General features: G+C 66.7%; 20 protein-coding genes. 5 read left to right on the forward strand and 15 right to left on the reverse strand.

What is annotated here, in order from left to right; genetic code table 11:
• Positions 1-57: 57 nt before the first annotated feature.
• The 3 genes from oxlT to GA0116996_RS09625 form a co-directional block, all read right to left on the reverse strand.
• Positions 58-1,377 carry an oxalate/formate MFS antiporter gene (oxlT, locus tag GA0116996_RS09615; protein WP_092309942.1) on the reverse strand — a complete coding sequence of 440 codons (1,320 nt, stop codon included), beginning with the start codon at positions 1,375-1,377 and terminating at the stop codon, positions 58-60.
• A 637-nt stretch (positions 1,378-2,014) separates the two neighbouring features.
• Positions 2,015-2,233, reverse strand: a complete 219-nt coding sequence (locus GA0116996_RS09620; protein ID WP_092309945.1) for a hypothetical protein — start codon at positions 2,231-2,233, stop codon at positions 2,015-2,017.
• A 134-nt stretch (positions 2,234-2,367) separates the two neighbouring features.
• Positions 2,368-3,291: a LysR family transcriptional regulator gene (locus tag GA0116996_RS09625; RefSeq protein WP_092309948.1), complete on the reverse strand. Its 924-nt coding sequence runs from the start codon at positions 3,289-3,291 to the stop codon at positions 2,368-2,370.
• A gap of 309 nt (positions 3,292-3,600) precedes the next feature.
• Between GA0116996_RS09625 and GA0116996_RS09630 the strand changes: the two genes are divergently transcribed.
• Both GA0116996_RS09630 and GA0116996_RS09635 read left to right on the forward strand, forming a co-directional pair.
• Positions 3,601-4,542, forward strand: coding sequence for a LysR family transcriptional regulator (locus GA0116996_RS09630; protein WP_092309951.1), 942 nt, complete (start codon positions 3,601-3,603; stop codon positions 4,540-4,542).
• Positions 4,543-4,658: 116 nt separating this feature from the next.
• A complete protein-coding gene (locus GA0116996_RS09635) occupies positions 4,659-4,964 on the forward strand; it encodes an HAD family hydrolase (RefSeq protein WP_012356314.1) in 306 nt (101 codons plus the stop codon).
• A 55-nt stretch (positions 4,965-5,019) separates the two neighbouring features.
• On the opposite strand, the gene GA0116996_RS09640 is transcribed toward GA0116996_RS09635, so the two are convergent.
• Positions 5,020-5,478 (reverse strand): DUF2269 family protein, encoded by a 459-nt coding sequence (locus GA0116996_RS09640; RefSeq protein ID WP_092309954.1) that lies wholly within the window; start codon positions 5,476-5,478, stop codon positions 5,020-5,022.
• Complete coding sequence (locus GA0116996_RS09645) at positions 5,460-6,740, reverse strand: SDR family oxidoreductase (RefSeq protein ID WP_244159793.1); 1,281 nt, start codon at positions 6,738-6,740, stop codon at positions 5,460-5,462. Before GA0116996_RS09645 ends, GA0116996_RS09640 begins: the two co-directional genes overlap by 19 nt.
• A 12-nt stretch (positions 6,741-6,752) precedes the next feature.
• Between GA0116996_RS09645 and GA0116996_RS09650 the strand changes: the two genes are divergently transcribed.
• Positions 6,753-7,307, forward strand: a complete 555-nt coding sequence (locus GA0116996_RS09650; RefSeq protein ID WP_244159794.1) for a hypothetical protein — start codon at positions 6,753-6,755, stop codon at positions 7,305-7,307.
• Positions 7,308-7,565: 258 nt separating this feature from the next.
• Here GA0116996_RS09650 and GA0116996_RS09655 read toward each other — a convergent pair whose 3' ends face one another.
• The 10 genes from GA0116996_RS09655 to GA0116996_RS09700 form a co-directional block, all read right to left on the reverse strand.
• Positions 7,566-9,143, reverse strand: coding sequence for an AMP-binding protein (locus tag GA0116996_RS09655; protein ID WP_092309960.1), 1,578 nt, complete (start codon positions 9,141-9,143; stop codon positions 7,566-7,568).
• Positions 9,144-9,279: 136 nt separating this feature from the next.
• A complete protein-coding gene (locus tag GA0116996_RS09660; protein WP_092309963.1) occupies positions 9,280-9,717 on the reverse strand; it encodes a PAS domain-containing protein in 438 nt (145 codons plus the stop codon).
• Positions 9,718-9,875: 158 nt separating this feature from the next.
• Positions 9,876-11,126, reverse strand: coding sequence for a formyl-CoA transferase (gene frc / locus GA0116996_RS09665; RefSeq protein WP_092309966.1), 1,251 nt, complete (start codon positions 11,124-11,126; stop codon positions 9,876-9,878).
• A gap of 39 nt (positions 11,127-11,165) precedes the next feature.
• Complete coding sequence (oxc, locus tag GA0116996_RS09670) at positions 11,166-12,905, reverse strand: oxalyl-CoA decarboxylase (RefSeq protein ID WP_092309969.1); 1,740 nt, start codon at positions 12,903-12,905, stop codon at positions 11,166-11,168.
• Positions 12,906-13,342: 437 nt separating this feature from the next.
• Positions 13,343-14,740: a Re/Si-specific NAD(P)(+) transhydrogenase subunit beta gene (pntB, locus tag GA0116996_RS09675; RefSeq protein ID WP_092309972.1), complete on the reverse strand. Its 1,398-nt coding sequence runs from the start codon at positions 14,738-14,740 to the stop codon at positions 13,343-13,345.
• A gap of 16 nt (positions 14,741-14,756) precedes the next feature.
• The gene (locus GA0116996_RS09680; protein WP_092309974.1) at positions 14,757-16,316 is read right to left on the reverse strand and encodes a Re/Si-specific NAD(P)(+) transhydrogenase subunit alpha; all 1,560 of its coding nucleotides are present in this window, start codon (positions 16,314-16,316) and stop codon (positions 14,757-14,759) included.
• Between the two features lie 37 nt (positions 16,317-16,353).
• The gene (locus tag GA0116996_RS09685) at positions 16,354-17,136 is read right to left on the reverse strand and encodes a fumarylacetoacetate hydrolase family protein (protein ID WP_092309977.1); all 783 of its coding nucleotides are present in this window, start codon (positions 17,134-17,136) and stop codon (positions 16,354-16,356) included.
• A 149-nt stretch (positions 17,137-17,285) separates the two neighbouring features.
• Positions 17,286-18,518 carry a formyl-CoA transferase gene (gene frc / locus GA0116996_RS09690; RefSeq protein ID WP_062802884.1) on the reverse strand — a complete coding sequence of 411 codons (1,233 nt, stop codon included), beginning with the start codon at positions 18,516-18,518 and terminating at the stop codon, positions 17,286-17,288.
• A gap of 315 nt (positions 18,519-18,833) precedes the next feature.
• A complete protein-coding gene (locus GA0116996_RS09695) occupies positions 18,834-19,553 on the reverse strand; it encodes a GntR family transcriptional regulator (RefSeq protein WP_012356329.1) in 720 nt (239 codons plus the stop codon).
• Positions 19,554-19,822: 269 nt separating this feature from the next.
• Positions 19,823-20,800 (reverse strand): 2-dehydropantoate 2-reductase, encoded by a 978-nt coding sequence (locus tag GA0116996_RS09700; protein ID WP_092309980.1) that lies wholly within the window; start codon positions 20,798-20,800, stop codon positions 19,823-19,825.
• Positions 20,801-20,987: 187 nt separating this feature from the next.
• Here GA0116996_RS09700 and GA0116996_RS09705 point away from each other — a divergent pair, with 187 nt between their 5' ends.
• Complete coding sequence (locus GA0116996_RS09705) at positions 20,988-21,752, forward strand: TerC family protein (protein ID WP_092309983.1); 765 nt, start codon at positions 20,988-20,990, stop codon at positions 21,750-21,752.
• A 107-nt stretch (positions 21,753-21,859) separates the two neighbouring features.
• Positions 21,860-23,473, forward strand: a complete 1,614-nt coding sequence (locus tag GA0116996_RS09710; RefSeq protein WP_092309986.1) for an OpgD/OpgG family glucan biosynthesis protein — start codon at positions 21,860-21,862, stop codon at positions 23,471-23,473.
• The last annotated feature ends 121 nt before the right edge of the window (positions 23,474-23,594 follow it).

A 23,594-nucleotide genomic window follows, 5' to 3' on the forward strand; every position in this document is an offset into this window, starting at 1 on the left:
GCAGCCGCACGCGCCCGGGTACTGCCGGCGCCGGTGGGTGCCGTACTGCTTTCTTCATCAGGTCAGGTCTTCGGGCACGGTACGGTAGCCCATCGGCGCCGCCGTGTTGGCATGCACGTACTTGCGGGCATGGGCCTCGCGCATGGGCTTGAGCACGAACAGCGCCATCGCCGCGGTCAGCGCCGCCATGCCAGCGGCCACCATGAACACCGCATGCCAGCTGCCGGTGGCGGCGGTGATCACGCTGGAGAACGGCACCAGCAACGCGGCCGTGCCCTTGGCGGTGTACAGCAGGCCGGCATTGGTGGCGGCAAACTTGGGCCCGAAGGTGTCGCCGCAGGTGGCCGGGAACAGGCTGTAGATCTCGCCCCAGGCGAAGAACACCACGCCCGTCAGCACCACGAAGGCAACCGGATGGTGGCCGTACTTCGATAGCAGCAGGATGCCGACGGCCTCGACCGCGAAGGCGAAGAACATGGTGCGTTCACGCCCGATATGGTCGGAGATCCAGCCGAAGAACGGACGCGTCAGGCCATTGAGCACGCGGTCGATGGTCAGCGCGAAGGTCAGCGCCGGCAGCGTCAGGCCGAGGATGGAGATCGGCGCCTCGTGCAGGCCGAAGTCCTTGGCGATCGGGCCCAGCTGCGCGGTGGCCATCAGGCCGCCGGCGGCCATCATCACGAACATCGCGTACATGACCCAGAAGATCGGCGACTTCAGCACCTCGCGCGGCGACGCGTTGTAGGTGGCGGCAGTCTTCAGCGTGGTCTTGACCTCGCTCAGGATCTTGGCCGACGGCGGGTACAGGGCCATGCCGAGGATGAATACCACCAGCCCCTGGCCCAGGCCGAACCACAGGAATGCCGCTTCATAGCCCGAGGTCTTGATCATGTTGGCGATCGGCACCACGGTGAGTGCCGAGCCGGCGCCGAAGCCCGCCGCGGTAATCCCCGCCGCCAGGCCGCGGCGATTCGGGAACCACTTCAGCGCATTGCCCACGCAGGTGCCATACACCGCGCCCGCGCCCAGGCCGCCGATGGCCGCCGCGACGTAAAGCATGGGCAGCGAGGACGCCACCGAGTTGAGCGCCCAGGCCACCGCGCACAGCAGGCCGCCGCCCACCACCACCGGGCGCGGGCCGTACTTGTCGACCAGGTAGCCCTCGATCGGCACCAGCCAGGTTTCGGTCACAACGAAGATGGTGAATGCGACCTGGATCGCGGTACGGCCCCAGCCGTATTTGTCGTCGATCGGGTTGACGAACAGGGTCCAGCCATACTGCATGTTGGCGATCATCGCCATGCAGATCACGCCGAATACCAGTTGCACCCACGGCGACGCAAAGCGCGACGTGGACTCCGTCTGCTGCAATTCCATGATGTCTCCTTATAGCGGCGAACCGCCAAGGTGGAAGATGGGCGCCTGTAGACGCCTCTGCGTTGACTCTCGGTCGAAGAACAGCTGAGCCGTTCTAGTGCTATACGGTATGTGATATATCAGGTAAGTCAAGCGTATTCGTCGCGGCTGTGCAGCATTCAGCCGCGTTACCTGGCGCCTTAACCGTCACTGCGTGCGTGCGACTGGTGTGCACGCAGCATCAATGTCGGTTCCGGCGACATCAAGAGTCATTGGAAATCAAGCAGTTACCTCGCGTTGGATCATAAATCGGCCAACGCACGGCATCCGCAAGCATGCCGGGGATCGCGCCATCGAAAAACCGGGAAAACGATCAGTTCGGGAAAGTCCCTAGATGCAGACATGGATGCCTGGCCGTGTCCGTTTCGATATGGCAGGTCGTTGAATCCACTCGGGTCCTGGCACACACAGCGCCGATGGCGAGACCAGAAACGCGCGCGAAGAGGCGCCAGGGCGTTCGCTATAGCGAACTGAGAGGAAGATAAGGAGGGATGAGGAGAGTGGCGGCCGTGCTCGCCGTAATGGTCGCAAGGGATGCCGGCCGCTACAGCCCTTGCCAACGGCGCTTCAGCGCGAAAGCGCTGCGCGCCGGCGTGCTTCAGGCATAGGCGAGTTCGCCAGCGGCCGGCACGATGCGCGACGCGCTGGTGCGGCCCACGCCGTCGCTGTGCTGGTTCGAGCCCAGGCCGGCAAAGCGGCCGTGATCCTGCGCGGTTACCAGAACATCCATGGGCAGGCGCGTGGCCAGCAGCGTGGTCACGCCCACACCGACAGCAATCAGGGCCAGGCCAAGGGCGACGAGAAGAGCGACTTCCATTTTGAAAACTCCGAACGTTGTGATCAGGAGTTTTCATTATATGCTGCGCCGCACTATGTGTAAATATCCTGTATGTAATATATCAATAGAGGTTTTGCACTAATCCAACTCCACCCGTTGCCGGGCCCTCCTGCTTACACCGTCGTCGCTTCGCGCCTGCGAACAGGCGGCTCCTGGTACTCCTGGCCACGCAAGGTGTCCCAGATCGCGGCGGCGTTGGGCTTGAGCGACCGGCTCTTGCGCCGCACCAGCATCACTGTCGATGTCACTTGCGGGCGCAGCGGCCGCATCACGGCGGCCGGATGCATGCCACCGGCCTGCGCCCGCGACGGCACCACGCCAATGCCCAGCCCCAGCGCCACCATGCCGAACACCGCCGCGAAATGGCCCAGCAACTGCAGCGAACCGGCGCGCACGTGATAGCTGCTGAGCGCCTTTTCCACCACGGGCTGCACGCCGCACTGCTGGTCCAGCGTCAGTACACTGGCATCGCACAGGTCGCCCCACCCTACCGTGTCGTGCTGGGCCAGCGGGTGCTTGGCGGGCAGGACGGCGTAATAGGGGTCAACGCACAACGGCTCGCAATACAGGTCATCGCCGGCGCGCGGATCGGTGGCGATGCCGAAGTCGACCTCGCCGCTGCGCACGCTCTGCAGCACCGATTCCTGCGGACGGTCCTTCAGGTGGATGGCGATTGCCGGCCACGCCTGCCGGCACCCGGCAAGCCAGGTCGGCAGCGACATCGAGCTCAGCACCGGGTCCGACGCGATCTGCACCAGGCCCTGGCACGGGCGGCTGGCGCTCTGGCTGTCGCGCAAGGTCTGCTCCACCTCTTCGATCAGGTGGCAGATGCGCTGGGACAGGTGCTGGCCCGCGTCGGTCAGTTCCACCTGGCGCGTGGTGCGGTCGAACAGCCGCTGGTCGATCTCTTCTTCCAGCTCGCGCACGCTGCGGCTGACCGCGGATTGCGTCAGGCCCAATTCGACCGCGGCGCGGGTAAAGCTCTTGTGCCGCGCCACGGCGGCAAACGCCTTCAGTTGCGGGAGCGAGATATTCATGGCCTGCTCCCCTGCCCCATGCCGGCCTGGCTGGGGCTAAGCCTGTTGTCTTCAGGCATGGCACGGCGCCGCGGGGCACGCGCGGTTGCGTTCGGTCCGGTCACGGTAGTCTCCTTGGTGTTTGGCGTGGCTGTCGGCAGCCATCGTTGTTATCGGCCGTGCTGGTGGCCGGCGGCGGGCTCCTGCCGGAGTGCCGGATTCGGGCGGGTCATGGAAAAGCTGACGATTGATGCTACTTGAATCTAAGATCAGTAATGCATAAAGTTTTTTATCGTTTATATAGCGGATCGTTTATAGGACGGGAGCCGGATGAAGAACGCCACCCTGCGGCAGCTGAAGGTCTTCGAGACCGTTGCCCGCCATATGAGCTTTTCCCGCGCCGCCGAGGAACTGCACCTGACCCAGCCCGCGGTGTCGACACAGGTGCGGCAACTGGAACACCACGTGGGGCTGCCGCTGTTCGAGCAACTCGGCAAGAAGATCTACCTGACCCCGGCGGGCCATGAAATGCTGCATTACAGCCGCAGCATCATCCAGCAGTTCCGCGAGGCCGAAGACGCCATGTCGCAGCTCAAGGGCATCTCCGGCGGGCGCCTCAATGTCGCGGTGATCAGCGCCGGCGATTACTTCTTTCCACGGCTGCTGGCGGAATTCATGGACCGCCACGCGGGCGTGACGCTGAACCTGGCCGTGCATAACCGCGAAGAACTGCTGCACCAGCTGGCCGGCAACCTGACCGACCTTGCCGTGATGGTGCGCCCGCCCGAGGGCATGGATACCATCAATGAGGCCTTTGCCCCGCACCCCTACGTGATCGTCGCCGCGCCCAGCCACCCGCTGGTGGGCAAGCGCAAGATCCCGCTGGCCGCACTGGCCGACGAGGCCTTTGTCTCGCGCGAGAAGGGCTCGGACACCTGGAACTCGATGCAGGAGGGCTTTGCCGGCCGGCTGTCGAACCTGCGCATCGCCATGGAAATCAAGAGCACCGAGACCATCAAGCAGGCCGTGATCGCCAATATGGGCATCGCCTTCCTGTCGGCGCATACGGTGGGCCTGGAACTGCAGGCAGGCAAGCTTGCCGTGCTCGATATCGAAGGCTTTCCGGTGATGCTCAACTGGTACGTGGTGCACCGCAAGAACAAGCGGCTGCCGCCGGTGGCGCTGGCGTTCAAGCAGTTCCTGATGGAAGAAGGCGCCGACCTGATCCAGACCATCACGGGGGTGGAAGGCTTGATCCGCCAGGATGCCTGAACAGTTGTATAAACGATAACTTATGGTTTTACTATGAAACTTTAATTATCGTAAATCCTTCGCCCTCCCTATGCTTGTCTCAACCCAACTGCCAGCGCGCATCCGAGGAGACCAGCATGAACCCAGCCCAGCAGGAAAGCCGCCACGCCGCGATCACGGTCGGCGCCGACAACCAGCCGATCCCGCGCGAGACCCAGCTCGCGGCGTATAACGCGGCCTTCATCGAACTGGGGCTGCGCTTTCGCTGGGACGCCGCCATGTATGAATGGCTGTGCGGCATCGAATGCGAAAAAGGACGGGTGGCCCGCTATATCGAGGAACACCACCCTCACCTGCTGGCCGCCTACGACGCCGCGTTCCTGAGCGGGCTGATCTTCGAGAAAAAGAACGAGTACCTGCGCGCGGTCGGCCACCTCAACTGAGCGGGTCCGATCGGTTCACGGCGAGGCGCGCGACAGCGGCCTCGCCGTTTTTTGTTCAACTGACCTTGGCCACCATCAGGTAGAAGATGGCCAGGAACGAGAGCAGCGCCGGAAACCCCAGCCCGAACCACCACCAGAACAGGCGCCAGTAGGCGCGCGGCAGCTGGGGCCCGGTGCAGTCCAGCGCCACGTCGCGCATGCGCTTCTGCAGCCAGACCACCGGCAGCCAGCAGGCAATGGCGACGGCATAAAGGACCACCGACCACTTCAGCCACGGCACCGACCACGAGAACCCGGCCATCTTCACCAGCGCATAGCCGGTCAGCGGCTGCAGTATTGCCGTCGAAGCGGTGAAGATCCAATCGGCGATCACCACCATGCGCGCGGTGGCGGCAACCGTGCGGACATTGCGCGTGAGCGTCGCGCCGACCAGGTAGAAGGCGCTGCCCACGCCGGTGCCGAACAGGAAGGTGGCCGACAGGATATGCAGCCATTTCAGCGTGACGTAGTCCATGCCCGCTCCTCGGTCAGGTGCAGCCACCACAGCACGGCCAGCATCGGCACGTTCTTGCTGAGCGGGCCATACGGATGCAGCCAGTATTCCGGCAGGCGCACGCTGATGATCGCCGTGTAGCCCAGGATCAGCGCGATCTGCGCCAGCCACAGCCAGCGCGGGCGCCGCGGCAGCACGCACAGCACGCCGAAGGCGAGGTCGAGCAGCGCGGCGCCATACAGTGCCAGCGGCTGCAGCGCCGGCGGCACGCCCGCGCGCGCAAGCAAGGCATAGCTGTCGGCCACCGGGTACAGCCCCAGCGAAACCGCCGCGGTAACGATCCACACCAAGGCCAGGCTCCAGCGCAGCAGCGGATGGATCCAGCGCTGCAGCGCCTGCGCGCGCAACGCGCCGCGCAGTCCCGGCGGTATGAAGTCGGGCACCGCGAGCGGCGTCCGCCCGAGCACGCGGGCAAGGCCGGACGGCTCCGCCACGCTGCCCTGGTCCAGCATGGTCAGCGCATCGCGCCCCAGCACGCCGCCGGTGGCGCGTTCGGCCAGCGGCATCACGGCGCGGGCCAGCGCGCGCGGCAGCGGCAACAGCCAGGCCTTGCCGCGCAAACCCAGGCCATGGCGCAACGCCTGCAGGTAGCCGGCCAGCGGCATTGGCGCCGGGCCCACCAGCGCGAGCCGGCCGGAGCGCCATGGCACTGTGCCGCCCCATTCGGCCAGCAATGCCACGATGGCCTGCGCCACGTCGTCGACATGGACCGGCTGCACCGGCTGCCTGCCGCCGCCCGGCAGCGCCAGGCAGGGCAGCGTCGCCAGCGCGCAGAACAACTGCGCACTGGTGCCGTCGGCACCGAACACCAGCGACGGCTGCAACACCACGGCATCGATGCCGAGCCCGAGCAGGTGCTGGTCGGCGGTGCGCTTGCTGCGATGGAAATCGGTCAGCGCGTGTTCGTCGGCACCCAGCGCCGACATCTGCACCACCAGCCGCACGCGCTGGCGCTGGCAGGCATCGAACAGCGCCTGCGGCGCGGCGCGGTGCAGCACGTCGAAGCGCTGCGTCGCGGTCTCGCGGAAGATGCCGACCAGGTTGACCACCGCGTCGACATCGGCCAGCAGCGGCGCCCAGTCCGCTGCCGCGGTCATCCGCGCGAAATCGACGGCACGGAATTCGCTTGCCGTGCAGGCATGGCCGCTGTGCGGCGCTTCGGGTGCATCGTGCGCGGGCACGCGCCGCACGCCCGCTATCACATGGAATCCTCCAGCCAGCATTGCGGCGCAGGCATGGCGGCCGATAAAGCCGCTGGCGCCGAGCACCAGCACCCGGTGGATGGGGCCACGGTGCTGCGCCGCGCCGTGGTCTCGGGCACCTGCGCCAGCCTGCTCTCCACCGGCATGCTGGCCTGCGGCGGCAGCGTCGACTGCGGCAGCGCCTTCGCGCCGGTCAACGCCGTCAGCCATTGGGTCTGGGGCGAACGTGCCGTGCATGCCAACCGGCCCTCGGTGCGGCATACCGTGCTGGGCTATGTCATCCATCATGCGATGTCGGTGTTCTGGGCGGCGTTCTACGAAGGCGCGATGGCCGTCGGCGCCACACATGGCGATGTCCACCCCAGCACGCGTCCTGCCGCATACCCCACGGCGCCGACGCGCGTGCTCGGCGGCCTGGCGATTGCCGGCATTGCGTGCTTCGTCGACCTGAAGTGCACGCCGCATCGCCTCACCCCTGGCTTCGAGCGCCGGCTGTCGCCCGGCATGCTGGCGCTGGTCTACGTCGCCTTCGGGCTGGCGCTGCCGCTGGGCGCGATGGTGCTGCGGCACGCCGGAAAGCGCGTTTGAATCCGGCCCGCGCCCGCCGCATGGGCCGGTGTTGCTGCACGCCGCGCCAGTAATTTTCACACGGCACTCCCGCTTTTACCGTTTCCGCCGCGCCAGGGCGGGCCTTCGCGTTGTGCCCGGCAACGCGCTGCACCAGCCGTGCAAGCTCCACGCCACCGCCCCCCCAGCGTTGTGCTGCAGCGCGTGCGGGAATCGTCGCAGCATTCCGCTCCCGGCCCTGCGAACCCGTCGGCCGCCGAGCCGGTCGGCAGGCCGCGCTCAGGCCACCTGCCGATCCTGGCCGCCCCAGTAACGGCCGCGGATGGCCTTGCGGTCGATTTTGCCCAGCGCCGTCAGCGGCAGCGCATCGGCGAACACCACCTGCTTGGGTGCGTTGACCACGCCCTTGTGCCGGGTCACGTGGGCGATCACGTCGGCCTCGGTCAGGTCAGTGCCGGGGCGGGCCACCACTACGGCCGTCACGGCTTCGCCCCACTTGGGATCGGGCACGCCGAACACCGCGGACATGGCGATGGCCGGATGCAGCGCCAGGCAATGCTCGACTTCACTCGGGTACACGTTGAAGCCGCCGCTGATGATCATGTCCTTGGCGCGGTCGACCAGGTACAGGAACCCTTCGCTGTCGCAGCGCGCCATGTCGCCGGTATGAAGCCAGTCGCCGGCAAAGACCCTGGCATCTTCTTCCGGCCGGTTCAGGTAGCCCTCCATCACCAGCGGGCCGCGCACGCACAGCTCGCCCACCTCGCCCGGCGCGACGCCCCGCATCTGCGCGTCGAGCAGCCTGACCTGGTTGCCGGGGATCACCTTGCCGCACGAGCGCAGGCGCTCGGGGTGGTCCGGATCATGGTCGCGCGGGCTCAGGTAACTGATGCACATGGGCGCTTCGGCCTGACCGTAGATCTGCCCGAACACCGGGCCGATGCGGCGCAGCGCGTCGGCCAGGCGCACCGGCGCGATCGGCGCCGCGCCGTAGAGCACCAGTTCCAGGCTGGAGAGGTCGGCCGTGTCCAGGCCATCGCAATCCAGCAGCCCGTAGATCTGCGTGGGTACCAGGAAGGTCAGGTTGATGCGGTGCTCGGCGACGCGGCGCAGGAAGTCCGCCGGGCTGAACTTGTCGCACAGGTAAATGGTGCCGCCGCGCAGCAGCGTGGGCAGGAACAGGCTGCCGGACGCATGCGAGATCGGCGTGGTCACCAGGTAACGCACCTGCGCCGGCCACTCATAGGTGGCCAGCATGTACTGCAGCATCGTGACCGTGGTCCGGTGGGTATGCAGGATGCCCTTCGAACGTCCGGTGGTGCCGCCGGTGTACGACAGCTTGCTGATCTCGGTCGGGTCATCGCCGGGGACCACGGGCGCGTCGTCGAAGTCCGCCGCGGCGCGGGCCAGGCCGGGGCCGAACTCGCCATCGTCGAGCGGCAGCACCTGCAGCCGGGTGCTGGCGGCGAGCGCGCGCGCCCGCTCGGTGAAGCGGGCGTTGTCGACCACCAGCGCCTGCACGCCCGCGTCTTCCAGCACGAAAGCATGGTCGGCCTGCGCCGCCATCGGGTGCAGGGACACGGCCTTCAGCCCGGCCAGTTGTGCGGCGATGATGGCCGCGACCGCCTCGGCGCGATTGCCCACCAGGAAGGCCACGGCGTGCTGGCGCGCGAGGCCGCGGGCAGCGAACAGCCGCGCGATGCGCGCGCTTTGCCGGGCCAACGCCTCGTAGCTCAGCGTGACGTCGTCGCCGACGACGGCGGGTACGCCAGGCCGTGCACGCAGCGCCGCGGTATAGAGCTGGCCGACGGTCGCGCCGCCGTGGACGACCGAAGCCGCCGAAGCCTGACGGGCCATGTTGTCTCCCTGTCTTGTTCTGGTCAGGCTCCCAATGTTGGCGGCCGTCCGGCACCACGTCAACGCTTTTGGTACCGCAAAGGCCGGGTTAAGACGAGGTGAAGTACACCGGTGCCGGAGTCATGCAAGCGCGCACTCAGGCCTGTTCCTTGACCTGGCTCTCCAGTTCCACCAGCCGCTTCTTCAGCGCCCGCTCTTCCTGGAAGCGCACGGTCTCGTCGCGGATCACGGCGACGATGCCGGTGACGGCGCCGGCGGCGTCCTTGAGCAGCGCCACGGTGAAGGCGATCGACATCGTCTTGCCGTCCTTGTCGACCGCCGGCACCTTGAGCAAGTCATGGCCGTAGCGCGTGATGCCGGTCGCCATGGTCTTGTCGTAGCCCTCCCAGTGCCGCCCGCGCAGCCGCTCGGGGATGATCAGGTCCAGCGACTGGCCCATGGCTTCGGCCTGGGTGAAGCCGAACATGCGCTCGGCGGCCGGATTCCACAGCGTGATGGCGCCCTTGGCGTCGGAGATGATGATGGCGTCGCCGATGGCGGACACCAGTTGCGCGTAGTCGATCTGCTCTGTCATGGGGATTCCCTCTCTCGTCATCTGCAAACGGCAGCGGCCGGGGGCGCGCCGGTGCCATCAAGGTAGCGTGCCACATCGCGGCGTCACAAGCAAAAACGCCGGAGCCCGCTGTACGCGCGGCCCCGGCGTCGGCGCCGGCACGATGCCGGCGGTCGGCGTCAGATCACCTGGGACTCGCGCAGGCGCTTGATGTCTTCCGCACCGTAGCCCAGGCCGGCCAGCACTTCTTCGCTATGCTCGCCCAGCAGCGGCGAGCCGGTGATCTCCGGCTTCAGGTCGGAGAACTTGATCGGGCTGCCCACCGTCAGGTAGCTGCCGCGCTCCTTGTGCGGCACCTCGGTGATGCTGCCGCTGGCACGCAGCGACGGATCGGCGGCAATCTCCTTCATCGACAGCACCGGCGAGCACGGGATGTCGAACTTGCGCAGGATGTCGACCGCCTCGTACTTGGTCTTGTCGGCCAGCCATGCCTCGATGGTGTTGAAGATATCGAAAATATGCGGCTGGCGTGCCTTGGCGGTGGCGTAGTTGGGATCGTCGATCCATTCCGGCTTGCCCAGCGCCTTGCAGATCGGCTCCCAGGCATGGCCCTGGATGGTGAAGTAGATATAAGCGTTGGGATCGGTCTCCCAGCCCTTGCACTTCAGCACCCAGCCCGGCTGGCCGCCGCCGCCGGCGTTGCCGCCGCGCGGCACCACGTCGCTGAAGGTGCCATGCGGATACTGCGGGTACTCTTCCAGGTAGCCCAGGCGGTCCAGGCGCTGCTGGTCGCGCAGCTTGACGCGGCACAGGTTCAGCACCGCATCCTGCATCGACACCGCCACCTTCTGGCCCTTGCCGGTCTTGTCGCGGCCGATCAGCGCGGTCAGGATGCCGATCGCCAGGTGCATGCCGGTGTTGGAATCGCCCAGCGCCGCGGCGGAGACCGTGGGCGGGCCGTCCCAGAAGCCGGTGGTCGAGGCCGCGCCCCCCGCGCACTGGGCCACGTTCTCATACACCTTCAGGTCTTCATAGTGGTGGCCGTCGCTGAAGCCCTTGACCGAAGCCACGATCATCTTGGGGTTCAGCTCGTTGATGCGTTCCCACGAGAAGCCCATGCGGTCCAGCGCGCCCGGCCCGAAGTTCTCGACCAGCACGTCCGACTCGCGGATCAGCTGCTCCAGGATCTTCTTGCCTTCCGGCTTCTTGGTGTCAAGCGTCAGGCTGCGCTTGTTGGAGTTGAGCATGGTGAAGTACAGCGCGTCGACATCCGGGATGTCGCGCAGCTGGGTGCGCGTCACGTCGCCGGAACCCGGGCGCTCGACCTTGATCACGTCGGCGCCGAACCATGCCAGCAGCTGGGTGCAGGCGGGACCCGCCTGGACGTGCGTGAAGTCGATGATCTTGATGCCGTTGAGTGGGAGGTTCACGTTCGTCTCCTATTGGATTAGGGGGTGAAATCGGGTGAATTACTTCTTGGCCGAGCTTTGCGGATTGAGGTTGGTCAGGCGGCCGCTTTCGGTGCCGGCAGCCGGGTCGATGACGGCGTTGACCAGCGTCGGCCTGCCCGAGCGCAGCGCTTCGTTCACGGCGGCTTCGAGTTCCGCCGGCGTGGTGACATTGGCGCCGACGCCTCCGAACGCTTCCATCATCTTGTCGTAGCGGGCGCCCGGGACGAAGGTCGTGACCGCCGGGTCGGTGCCGCCGGTGGGGTTCTTGTCGATGCCCTTGTAGACGCCGTTGTTGTTGAAGATGACGATGCAGACCGGCAGGTTGTAGCGGCAGATGGTCTCGACTTCCATGCCCGAGAAACCGAATGCGCTGTCGCCGCACAGCGCCAGCACCGGCTTGCCGGTCTCGACCGCCGCTGCCACCGCGTAGCCCATGCCCACGCCCATCACGCCCCAGGTGCCAACGTCCAGGCGCTTGCGCGGCTCGTACATGTCGATCACGGCGCGGGCGTAGTCCAGCGTGTTGGCGCCCTCGTTGACGAACGAGATGCCCGGGTTGGCCTTGACCACGTCCTTGAGCACGCCCAGCGCACCATGGAAGTTCATCGGCGCGGCATCCTTGGCCCTGGCCAGGGTCTCGGCCATCTTCGCCAGGTTGGTGTCCCTGCGGTCCGCCACCGCGTTCAGCCAGTCGGCGCCCGGCTTGGCGAAGTCATTGCCGATCTTGTCGAGCAGCGCCGTTACGCACGAGCCGATGTCGCCCACAACCGGCGCGGCGATGGCGACGTTGCTGTCCATCTCGGTCGGCGCGATGTCGACCTGGATGAACTGCTTGGGCTTGCCCCAGGTCTTGCCCTTGCCGTGCGACAGCAGCCAGTTCAGGCGGGCGCCGACCAGCAGCACCACGTCGGCTTCCGCCAGCACATAGGAGCGCGCCGCCGACGCCGACTGCGGATGGGTATCGGGCAGCAGGCCCTTGGCCATCGACATCGGCAGGTACGGGATGCCCGTCTTCTCGACCAGCTTGCGCAGGTCCGTCTCGGCGCGTGCGTACGCGGCGCCCTTGCCGATCAGGATCAGCGGGCGCTTGGCGGTCTTCAGCAGCGCGACGGCGCGGTCGACCGAGTCCGGTGCGGGCAGCTGGCGCGGCGCCGGGTCCACCACCTTGATCAGCGACTGCTTGCCCTTTTCGGCTTCCAGCGACTGGCCCAGCAGCTTGGCCGGCAGGTCCAGGTACACACCGCCCGGACGGCCCGACACGGCGGCGCGGATGGCACGGGCGACACCGACACCGATGTCTTCGGCGTGCAGCACGCGGAACGCAGCCTTGGCGTGCGGACGGGCGATGGCCAGCTGGTCCATCTCTTCGTAGTCACCCTGCTGCAGGTCGACGATCTCGCGCTCGCTCGAGCCGCTGATCAGGATCATCGGGAAGCAGTTGGTGGTGGCGTGCGCCAGCGCCGTCAGCCCGTTCAGGAACCCCGGCGCGGAAACAGTCAGGCAAACGCCCGGCTTCTGCGTCAGGAAGCCCGCAATGGCCGCGGCGTTGCCGGCGTTCTGCTCGTGGCGGAAGCTGATGACGCGCATGCCGTTGGCCTGCGCCAGACGGGCCAGATCGGTGACCGGGATGCCGGGCAGGCCGTAGATGTTTTCGATGCCGTTCAGCTTCAGCGCGTCGATGACCAGATGGAAACCATCGGTTTGTGCCTGCTGCTCTTCCGCGGCGTGACGCTGCAGCTCGTTTCCGACTTCTGCCATGGTTGCTTCCTTCTATGCAAATTTGACTGGGGTGGGAATTTTTGTGACTCAGGCTGCCGCGGGAGTGCCTGGGGCCCGCTTCGCTACGACTTCCGACATGCTTGGTCTCCTTTTCGACTTGTGTTCGTGGTGCGCGGGCGCTGTGCCCTGCTGCGGTCGGTGCCGGTTCCGTTTCGACCGGTCTTGATGACATACGGTATGTGATATATCAGAGAACGGCAAGCTATTTTCCATCTCTGTGACCAACTTTCGTCAGTGCACTGCAGCAAACCTGGCTGGATCTGCGCGTAAATCAGCGCAATTCCTCAATCCACGCCATTTATTCGCATTTCGCACCAATGCAGGCGGTCGATCCGAAATCGCCTTAAAAGGCAATTTCGGATCGCAGATATATCACATACAACGTTCGAGCGACCGACCGCGCAGCTTCGATACGGTCAGGCAGCTACCTCTTCCAGCTGCCGCAGCAACGCATCGACGCTGCCCTTGGCGTCGCCAAACCACATGCGCGTGTTGTCCTTGTAGAACAGCGGGTTGTCGACGCCCGCGTAACCCGCCGCCATGCTGCGCTTTGACACCACCACGGTCTTGGCCTTCCACACCTCCAGCACCGGCATGCCGGCAATCGGGCTGGCGGGGTCTTCCAGCGCACCCGGGTTGACGATGTCGTTGGCGCCGACCACCAGCACCACGTCGGCCTTCTCGAAGTCGTCGTTGATCTCTTCCATTTCCAGCACGATGTCGTACGGCACCCGCGCCTCGGCCAGCAGCACGTTCATGTGCCCCGGCAGGCGGCCGGCCACCGGGTGGATGCCGAAGCGCACGTTGACGCCCTGCGCCCGCAAGCGCCGCGCAATCTCGCTGACGGTGCCCTGCGCCTGCGCCACCGCCATGCCGTAGCCCGGCACGATGATGACTTCGTTGGCGTCCTTGAGCAGGCTGCTGACTTCCTCGCTCGACACCGGCAGCACCTCGCCCTGCTCGGTCGCCGCGCCCTGCGCCTGCACCGCGCCGAAGCCGCCCAGGATCACCGACAGGAACTTGCGGTTCATCGCCTTGCACATGATGTAGCTGAGGATGGCACCGCTCGAGCCCACCAGCGCGCCGGTGATGATCAGCAGGTCGTTGCCCAGCATGAAGCCGGTCGCCGCCGCCGCCCAGCCCGAATAGCTGTTCAGCATCGACACCACCACCGGCATGTCGGCGCCGCCGATGGCCAGCACCAGGTGGGCGCCGACCAGCAGCGCGATCACCGTCATCGCCGCCAGCGGCACCAGCCCCTGCTGCGGATCCGGCGCGGCCAGGAAGGCATAGCCCAGCCACACGCACAACAGCAGCGCGCCGGCGTTGAGCACGTGGCGCCCCGGCAGCAGCATCGGCTTGCCGCCCATGGTGCCCTGCAGCTTGAGGAAGGCGATGATCGACCCGGTGAAGGTGACCGCGCCGATCAGGATGCCGAGGTAGGTCTCGACCTCATGGATCGCCTTCTCGGCGCCGCTGAGCGTGGTCGGCTCCAGGTAGCTGGCGTAGCCGACCAGCACCGCGGCCAGGCCGACGAAGCTGTGCAGCACCGCCACCAGCTGCGGCATCTGCGTCATCTCGACGCGCCGCGCCAGCATGGCCCCGGCAATGCCCCCCACCACCATCGCCCCGATGATGATGGCGATGCCGTCGGGGCTGCCCGCCAGCACCGTGGTCATGACCGCGATCACCATGCCGGCGATGCCGAGCATGTTGCCGCGCCGGGCGGTGGCGGGATGGCTCAGTCCGCTCAGGCTGAGGATGAACAGCGCGCTGGCGGCGAGGTAAGCGATATTGCTGATTCCGGATGGCATGGTTCTCTCCCTGGCCTTAGTCGCGCTGGAACATCTTCAGCATGCGCTGCGTCACCAGGAAGCCCCCGGCGATATTGATGGTGGCCACCAGCACCGCGCAGCCCGCGATCACCGCCGTCAGCAGCGACGGCTTGCCCAGCTGCACCAGCGCCCCCACCACGATGATCCCGCTGATGGCATTGGTCACGCTCATCAGCGGCGTGTGCAGCGCCGCGGTGACGTTCCACACCACCTGGTAGCCGACGAAGATCGCCAGCACGAACACCGTGAAATGCGCCATGAAAGCGGGTGGCGCGACCGCCCCCAGTCCCAGCAGCGCAGCGGCCGCCAGCGCCAGTGCAATCAGCGTCGTGCCGGTGCGGCGGCGCGGCGGCGCGGCTTCGGCCGGCACCGGCACCTCGGCCGGCGCCTGCTGCTGCGGTACCGCCACGGTCAGCGGCGGTGGCGGCCAGGTCACCGCGCCCTGGTGCAGCACGGTCGCGCCGCGGATCATCTCGTCGTCCATGTTCACCACCAGCTGGCCGTCCTTGCCCGGCGTCAGCTCGCTCAACAGGTGGCGGATATTGGTGCCATAGAGCTGGCTCGCCTGCGCCGCCATGCGGCTGGGCAGGTCGGTGTAGCCGATGATGGTGACGCCGTCGCGGCGCACGCTTTCGCCCGGCACGGTCAGCACGCAGTTGCCGCCCTGCTCGGCGGCCAGGTCCACCACCACGCTGCCGGCGCGCATCAGCCCGACGGTGCCGGCCTCCAGCAGCTTGGGCGCCGGCTTGCCGGGGATCAGCGCGGTGGTGATGATGATGTCGACCTGGCGCGCCTGCTCGGCAAAGAGCCGCATCTCAGCCTCGATAAAGGCCGGGCTCATCTCCTTGGCGTAGCCGCCGCTGCCGCTGCCGTCCTCTTCGATCTCGACGGTGAGGAATTCCGCGCCCAGGCTCTCGATCTGCTGGCGCACCACCGGCCGCGTATCGAAGGCGCGCACCACCGCGCCCAGGCTGCGCGCCGCGCCGATCGCCGCCAGCCCCGCCACGCCCGCGCCGATCACCAGCACGCGCGCCGGCGGGATCTTGCCCGCGGCGGTGATCTGCCCGGCGAAGGGCCGGCCGAAGGCGTGCGCGGCTTCGATGACCGCGCGATAGCCGGCCATATTGGCCATCGAGCTGAGCGCATCCAGCTTCTGCGCGCGCGAGATGCGCGGCACGCAGTCCATCGCCAGCACCGTGGCGCCGCGCTGCGCCAGCCGCTCCAGCATAGCCATCTGCTGCGCCGGCCAGACAAAGCCGATCAGCGTGGCATGCTTCTTCAGCAGCGCCGCCTCTTCCACCCCCAGGCTGGGATGGACCTGCGGCGGGCGCACCTTGACCACCACATCGACCGAGGCCCACAGGCTGGCCGCGTCGACAATGGCCGCGCCGGCGGCGCGGTAGTCGTCGTCCGAGAACGACGCTTCCAGCCCGGCACCGGTCTCCACCACTACCTGGTAACCGAGCTTGAGCAGTTCCTTGACCGAGTCCGGGGTCGCGGCAACGCGCCGCTCGCCCGGGTGGACCTCGCGCGGCACACCGATCGTCATTGGCATGGCATTCACCGTTTCAGGAAAGGGATCTGGCGCCGGCTCAGCCGCGCACGTGGTTGACCAGCGAGCCGATGCCGGCGATCGACACCTCGACCACGGCGCCGTCCTTCATCGAACCCACCCCCAGCGAGGTACCCACCGCGATCACGTCGCCCGGCATCAGCGTCAGGTCCTGCGAAATCCGGCTGACCTGTTCCTCGGGCGAGAAGATCATGTCCGACAGGGGGTAGTTTTGCCGCTCCACGCCGTCCAGCCGCGTGACCACGCTGGCGGTTTTCCAGGGGAAGCCGGTGACGATGGCCGGGCCGATGCAGCCGAAGGTGTCGAAGCCCTTGGCGCGGGTCCACTGCGGGAAATTAGGATCGGCCGTGATCAGCTCGGCCGCGGTCACGTCGTTGACGATGGTGTAGCCGAAGATATGGGCACCGGCCTCCGCCACCGTCACGTTGCGCGCCTTCTTGCCGATGACGATGCCCAGCTCGCCCTCGTAGACGATCTTGCCGTCGTAGCTCTTGGGGCGCTGCACGGCGTCGTTTGGACCGGCCAGCGACGACGCCGGCTTGATCAGGAACAGCGGGTGCGTCGGCACCGGCTTTTCCAGCTTGCGCGCCAGCGCGTGGAAATTGTTCCACAGCGCCACCACCTTGCCCGGCGTGCACGGCGCGAGCAGGGTCAGCGCGCCCCGGTCGTGCACGGCGCCGGTGGGGCTGGGATTGTCGAAGCCGTCGCGGTCATATTCGACGACGCGGTTGGGGGCGGCCGGATCGATACGGCCATGGCCGATGCTGCCGTCGGCGCGGCGAAAACGTATCCAGGTTTGCACAGCATGCTCCTTGCGCAGGCAAAGGAAGGCCCCGCCTGCGCCGATGTCGGTTGCAGGGATCTTGGAAAGGGAGGAAAAGCAGGACGGCGCGGCGCGCTCGTCATTCCCGCGCTGGCGGGAATGACGGCGGCCATCGCATCAGGCCAGCCTCATACCGCGCCGGCCAGCTTCATCGCGGCGATCTGCGCGGGCGTGCGGCCCAGCCACTCGAGGATCTCCTCGGTATGCTCGCCCAGCAGCGGCGAGCGTTCCACCTGCACCGGCGAGGCCGACAGCGTGATCGGGCAGCCCAGCTGCACGTAGTTGCCGCGCTGCGGATGCTCCAGCTCGACCAGGTAGCCGCGCTGGTACAGCGACTCGTCCTCGATCAGGTCCTTCATCGACAGGATCGGGCCACACGGCACATCGACCTCGTTCAGCGCCGCCATCACCTCGAACTTGCTGATGCCGCGCGTCCATTTCTCGATGACGGCGAAGCAGTCGGCCAGGTGCTTGAGGCGCGCTTCCGGCGTGGCGTAGTCCGGGTTGGTGATCAGGTCCTCGCGCCCGCACAGGCGCATCAGCGGCTCCCAGCCCTGCGGCTGGATGATGACGTAGACATAGTCGTTGGGGCCGCCCGGCGCGCAACGCAGCGCCGCGCCCGGCTGCCCGCCGCCCGAGGCATTGCCCGCGCGCGGCACGTGGTCGCCGAATTCCTCGTTGGGATATTCACGCAGCGGACCGTTGGCCAGCCGCTGCTGGTCGCGCAGCTTGACCCGGCACAGGTTCAGCACCGCGTCCTGCATCGCCACTTCCACGCGCTGGCCGCGGCCGGTGTGCTCCCGGTGCAGCAGCGCGGCCAGGATGCCGACCACGGCATGCACGCCGGTGCCGGAATCGCCGATCTGCGCACCGGTCACGGTGGGCACGCCGTCGGCCTCGCCGGTAGTGGAGGCCGAGCCGCCCATGCACTGCGCCACGTTCTCATAGGCCTTGCAGTCCGCGTACGGGCCCGGGCCGAAGCCCTTGATCGAGGCATAGACCAGGCGCGGGTTCAGGTCCTGCATGTGGTCCCAGTCGAAACCCGCGCGCGCCAGCACGCCGGGCCCGAAGTTCTCGATCAGCACGTCGCTGCGCTGGATCAGGTCTTCGAGCAGCGCCTTGCCTTCGGGCGTCTTCATGTTCAGCGTCAGGCTGCGCTTGTTCGAGTTGAGCATGGTGAAGTAGAGGCTGTCGGCGTTCGGCACGTCGCGCAGCTGGCTGCGCGTGATGTCGCCGCGTCCCGGCATCTCCACCTTGATCACGTCCGCGCCCAGCCACGCCATCAACTGCGTCGCCGACGGGCCCGCCTGGACGTGGGTCATGTCCAGGATGCGCACACCTTGCAGGGCTTTGGTTTCCATTGCGAAGGGTCTCCTCTTTCCGCTATTTGTAGTCTCTGATGACATACGGTATGTGATATATCAGAAGAGAGCAAGAGGAGTTTGGCGCTTCCGGGGCAAATATCGACGATGCGACGCAGCACCCGGCGCCTATCCAGTGAAGGAAGGCATAAGAACGGAAGCTTTCAGTGCTAAGGCGACATAAAGGCCCAAGCGCTTTTCACATTGATATATCACACACCATTTAGCGAAATGCCCTTCGCATGCGCGGCCAGGCCCCAAAGCAAAGCGGCGGACCGAAGTCCGCCGCTTTGCTTAACCTCGTTCCTGGCTGCTTCAGTCCAGGAAATCGCAGTGCTTTTCCACGTAGTCCGCGAGGTCCAGCGAGTGCTGCCGCACCAGCCGCTCTGCCAGTTCGGTGTCCCGCCTCTCCAGCGCCTCGATGATGCGCAGGTGGTCGACGATCGAGCGCGCCGCGCGGTCGCTCTGCGAGATCGTCATCTTCCGGATCGCGCGCACGTGGATAAAGATGTTGCGGATCGTGTCCATGATGATCTGCGACTTGGACAACTGCACGATCGCCTGGTGGAACGCGATATTGGCGTCGGAATACTCTTCGATATGCTCGGCCGGGGTGGAGTCGCGGAAGCTGTCGAACATGCTGCGCAACTGCGCGATCTCGGCGTCGGTGGCATTCTCGGTGGCCAGCCGGGCCGCCATGCTTTCGAGCGCGGCCCACATCTGGATCATCTCGACGATCTCGCGCTTGGTCTTGCGCATGATGTAGATGCCGCGCCGCGGCACGGTGCGCAGGAAGCCTTCCTGCTCCAGCAGCGTCATGGCCTCGCGGATCGGCGTGCGGCTGACGCCCATGGCCTCGCTCAGCACCCGCTCATCCAGCCGGATCTCGTCGCGCGACTGATAGATGTCGGCGTCGGCGATGGCCTGGCGCAGCATGGCGTAGGCCTGGTCGCGCAGGCTGGCGCCGGCGTTGATCGGTTGTACCGACAGGGACAGCCCGTTGGGCTGGACGATGGATTGGCTTTGCGCAGACATGAATGTGCTCGTGTGAGACCGGCGGCCGGACGGCCGGAATGGCTGCCCGCCGCATTGCTGCACAGCTTAGCAAAAACGCCCGACCCATTATGAAAACGCATCAAACGATGCGCGCTCCACATGCATCGGCACAAAAGCGGTGCGCGGCCTGTCGTATATGGTATATCACAATCGCCCTGCCTTACGACTTCGCGAGCCGGGAAAGCGTCACCCCGCGTGCCCGGCCCGCCCTTCCGAGGACGCCTGACCGATGGCGTCCCCCCGGCTCCTCAGGCGGCAAGCTTGGCCATCGCGTCGCGTTGCTTGATCAGCCCGAGCACGGCATCGCACATCGGCGTCGGCTCGCCCACCAGCCGCCCCATTTCCTGCACCACCGTCAGCAGCGGATCGATTTCCATGGCCCGCCCCGCCTCCAGGTCCTGCAGCATCGAGGTCTTGTGCGCGCCCACGGCGCCGGCGCCGTCGATGCGCCGCTCCACGTCGACGCGGAATTTCACCCCGAAGCGCTCGGCGATGCCCTGCGCCTCCACCATCATCTGGCGCGACAGCGCGCGCGTGGCGGGGTCGGCGGTGATCACGTCGAGGGTGGCGTGGGTCAGCGCGCTGATCGGGTTGAAGCACAGGTTGCCCCACAGCTTGAGCCAGATCTCGTCGCGGATGTTCTCGCGCACGGGCGCGTCGAGGTCGGCGGCCATCATGATTTCGCTGAGCCGGGTCACGCGCGCCGAGCGGCTGCCGTCCGGCTCCCCCAGCGGGAACTTCTTGCCATAGACATGCTTGATCACGCCCGGCGCGACGATTTCGGCGGCGGGATAGACCACGCAGCCGATGGCCCGCTCCGGCCCCAGGCGCTGCCACTGGCGCCCGCCGGGATCGACGCTTTCCAGCGTGCGGCCGGCCAGCTCGCCGCCATGCTTGTAGAAGTACCAGTAAGGAATGCCATTGACACCGGTCACGATCGCGGTATCCGGCCCCAGCAGCGGCTGCATCTGGTCCACCACGCCGGGCACCGAATGCGCCTTGAGGGTGATGAACACGTAGTCCTGCGGCCCGAGTTCACGCGGATCGCTGGTGCAGCGCACCTTCTCCACACGCTCCTCGCCATCAATCAGCAGCTTGACGCCATGCTCCCGCATCGCCGCGAGGTGGGGTCCGCGCGCGACGAAGCTGACCTCGGCCCCCGCGCGCGCCAGCTGCGCCCCGACATAGCCGCCGATGGCACCGGCGCCGTAGATACAGACTTTCATATGCTGCCTCCTTGATGGCTCGATTGGATCTTTTGATATATCACATACTATATTCCATGCCGGCACATGGCAACCTGCACCGTAATCCCGTCGACCCGCCTTTATCTTTATGTGACAGGCTGCGCGGCCAAGCGACGCTGCGCTAACATGAAGCCTGCATGCGCCCTCCCATCACTCCGGAGCTCTCATGGAAGCGTCGTTGGCATTGCTGCAGGATCCCGCCGCCTGGGCGGCACTGGCCACGCTGGTGGCCATGGAAATCGTGCTGGGGATCGACAACCTGATCTTCATCTCGATCCTGACCAACAAGCTGCCCCTGGAGATGCGGGAAAAAGCCCGCAAGATCGGCATCAGCCTGGCGCTGTTGATGCGTCTGGGCCTGCTGGCAACCATCGCCTTCATCGTCACGCTGACCCAGCCGCTCTTTACCGTGCTGGGCCACGGCCTGTCGTGGCGCGACCTGATCCTGATCGCGGGCGGCGGCTTCCTGGTGTGGAAAGCCACGCGCGAAATCCATCACCACGTCACTGCCGCCGAAGAAGGCGAGGACGGCGGCACCACCAAGGCGGTGCACAGCTTTGCCGCCGCCATCGGCCAGATCCTGGTGCTGGACCTGGTGTTTTCGATCGACAGCATCATTACCGCGGTCGGCATGACGGAGCACGTCCAGATCATGTTCGTGGCGGTGATCGCGGCGGTGATGGCGATGCTGTTCGCTGCGACGCCGCTGGCCAACTTCATCAACCGCAACCCGACCATCGTGATGCTGGCGCTGGCCTTCCTGATGATGATCGGCATGACGCTGATCGCCGAAGGCCTGGGTACGCACGTGCCCAAGGGCTACATCTATACGGCGATGGCGTTCTCGGCCTCGGTCGAGGGGCTGAACATGCTGGCACGGCAACGGCGCCGGCTGCGCCGCGCCGCGCGCGAGCCAAGCGAAGCACGGTGAGGCGCTGGCGCCACCCGCTGTAACAGAGGGTGTCCGAACTTTTCCGCGGCGCCGGCGTCTTTTACAGTTCTGCACAATCCCGGACAATAAAAGGACGCTTTCACCACATGATGAATCGCCGAACCCTGCTGGTTTCCGCCACCGCCTCTGCCGCGCTTGCCGCCCTCGGCATTACCCCATCGGTGCTGGCAGCCAGCCGGATCAAGCTAGGCGAAGCCCAGCCGTTCGGCTTCGACGCTTTGATCGAGCGCGCCCGCGCCCTGGCCGGCAAGCCGTACGCGCCGCCGCCCGCGCCGCCGGCGGATGTGCTGTCACGCATCGACTACGACGCCCACGGCAAGATCCGCTTCCGCACCGAGGACGCGCTCTTTGCCAGCGGCCCGGGCCAGTTCCCGGTCACGTTCTTCCACCTCGGCACCTACTTCCGCAGCCCGGTGCGCATGCATGTGATCGAGCGCGCCAAAGGCGGTACCGGCAAGGCCCGCGAGATCGTCTATGACGATGCCTACTTCGACATGCCGGCCGACAGCCCCGCGCACAAGTTGCCGCCGGGCAGCGGCTTTGCCGGCTTCCGCTTCCAGGAAAGCCGCCTGGGCGACCAGAAAACCCGAGACTGGCGCAAGAATGACTGGGTGGCGTTCCTGGGCGCCTCGTATTTCCGCGCCATCGGCGAGCTCTACCAGTACGGCCTGTCCGCGCGCGGCATCGCCATCGACGTGGCCGAAGCCGGCAAGCAGGAAGAATTCCCCGCCTTCACCCACTTCTGGTTCGAAACCCCCGAGGGCAACAGCGACACCGTCACGGTCTACGCGCTGCTGGACGGACCCAGCATTTCCGGCGCCTACCGCTTCGTCATGCAGCGGGCCAAGGCCGTGATCATGGACGTCGAATGCGTGCTGTTCCTGCGCAAGGACGTGGCCCGGCTGGGGCTGGCGCCGCTGACCTCGATGTACTGGTTCTCGGAAAGCATCAAGGGCACCGCTGTCGACTGGCGCCCCGAAGTGCACGACTCCGACGGCCTGGCGCTGTGGAACGGCGCGGGCGAGCATATCTGGCGCCCGCTGAACAACCCGCCGCAGACCACGGCCTCGGCCTTCTCGGACGACAACCCGAAGGGCTTCGGGCTGCTGCAGCGCGACCGCCTGTTCGACCATTACCAGGATGGCGTCAACTACGAGCGCCGTCCGAGCCTGTGGGTGGAACCGCGCGATGGCTGGGGCGCCGGCTCGGTCCAGCTGGTGGAGCTGCGCACCGACGACGAGATCCACGACAACATCGTCGCCATGTGGGTGCCGAAGGCGCCGGCCAAGGCCGGCAGCACCTACCGCCTGCGCTACCGGCTGCACTGGGCGGCCGACGAGCCCTACCCGACCCCGCTGGCGCGCTGCGTGGCCACGCGCCTCGGCAACGGCGGCCAGCCGGGCCAGCCGCGGCCCAAGGGCGTGCGCAAGTTCATGGTCGAGTTCAAGGGCGCACCGCTGGAGAAGCTGCCCTTCGGCGTCAAGCCCGAAGCGGTGCTGACCGCATCGCGCGGCAGCTTTTCCTATGTCTTCACCGAAGCCGTGCCCAACGGCGTGGCCGGGCACTGGCGCGCCCAGTTCGACCTGACCACCGAAGGCACCCAGCCGGTCGACCTGCGGCTGTTCCTGCGCCTGAACGGCAAGCCGCTCTCCGAAACCTGGCTGTACCAGTACCACCCGTTCCAGTCGCCGGCGGGCTGACGCCCTGCGCGCGGGGCTGGCGCCGCGCCAGCCCCTTTACACCTTATTGCGACACCGTGATGTCAGGCGGGCGCGAGCGGGTATGATGGCTGGCTACGACTGTTCCACTGCATCCGCCAGC

This window comes from Cupriavidus alkaliphilus, assembly GCF_900094595.1.
Classification (GTDB): Bacteria; Pseudomonadota; Gammaproteobacteria; order Burkholderiales; family Burkholderiaceae; genus Cupriavidus; species Cupriavidus alkaliphilus.

What these genes read in the sequence shown, in the direction of transcription:
- GA0116996_RS09680 (WP_092309974.1), bottom strand. Translation starts at nt 16,316, where the DNA reads ATGCCAATGACGATCGGTGTGCCGCGCGAGGTCCACCCGGGCGAGCGG.
- GA0116996_RS09640 (WP_092309954.1), bottom strand. Translation starts at nt 5,478, where the DNA reads ATGGACTACGTCACGCTGAAATGGCTGCATATCCTGTCGGCCACCTTC.
- GA0116996_RS09650 (WP_244159794.1), top strand. Translation starts at nt 6,753, where the DNA reads ATGGCGGCCGATAAAGCCGCTGGCGCCGAGCACCAGCACCCGGTGGAT.
- GA0116996_RS09710 (WP_092309986.1), top strand. Translation starts at nt 21,860, where the DNA reads ATGATGAATCGCCGAACCCTGCTGGTTTCCGCCACCGCCTCTGCCGCG.
- GA0116996_RS09645 (WP_244159793.1), bottom strand. Translation starts at nt 6,740, where the DNA reads ATGCTGGCTGGAGGATTCCATGTGATAGCGGGCGTGCGGCGCGTGCCC.
- pntB (WP_092309972.1), bottom strand. Translation starts at nt 14,740, where the DNA reads ATGCCATCCGGAATCAGCAATATCGCTTACCTCGCCGCCAGCGCGCTG.
- GA0116996_RS09695 (WP_012356329.1), bottom strand. Translation starts at nt 19,553, where the DNA reads ATGTCTGCGCAAAGCCAATCCATCGTCCAGCCCAACGGGCTGTCCCTG.
- GA0116996_RS09655 (WP_092309960.1), bottom strand. Translation starts at nt 9,143, where the DNA reads ATGGCCCGTCAGGCTTCGGCGGCTTCGGTCGTCCACGGCGGCGCGACC.
- GA0116996_RS09625 (WP_092309948.1), bottom strand. Translation starts at nt 3,291, where the DNA reads ATGAATATCTCGCTCCCGCAACTGAAGGCGTTTGCCGCCGTGGCGCGG.
- GA0116996_RS09705 (WP_092309983.1), top strand. Translation starts at nt 20,988, where the DNA reads ATGGAAGCGTCGTTGGCATTGCTGCAGGATCCCGCCGCCTGGGCGGCA.
- GA0116996_RS09630 (WP_092309951.1), top strand. Translation starts at nt 3,601, where the DNA reads ATGAAGAACGCCACCCTGCGGCAGCTGAAGGTCTTCGAGACCGTTGCC.
- oxlT (WP_092309942.1), bottom strand. Translation starts at nt 1,377, where the DNA reads ATGGAATTGCAGCAGACGGAGTCCACGTCGCGCTTTGCGTCGCCGTGG.
- frc (WP_062802884.1), bottom strand. Translation starts at nt 18,518, where the DNA reads ATGGAAACCAAAGCCCTGCAAGGTGTGCGCATCCTGGACATGACCCAC.
- GA0116996_RS09660 (WP_092309963.1), bottom strand. Translation starts at nt 9,717, where the DNA reads ATGACAGAGCAGATCGACTACGCGCAACTGGTGTCCGCCATCGGCGAC.
- oxc (WP_092309969.1), bottom strand. Translation starts at nt 12,905, where the DNA reads ATGGCAGAAGTCGGAAACGAGCTGCAGCGTCACGCCGCGGAAGAGCAG.
- GA0116996_RS09635 (WP_012356314.1), top strand. Translation starts at nt 4,659, where the DNA reads ATGAACCCAGCCCAGCAGGAAAGCCGCCACGCCGCGATCACGGTCGGC.
- GA0116996_RS09700 (WP_092309980.1), bottom strand. Translation starts at nt 20,800, where the DNA reads ATGAAAGTCTGTATCTACGGCGCCGGTGCCATCGGCGGCTATGTCGGG.
- GA0116996_RS09620 (WP_092309945.1), bottom strand. Translation starts at nt 2,233, where the DNA reads ATGGAAGTCGCTCTTCTCGTCGCCCTTGGCCTGGCCCTGATTGCTGTC.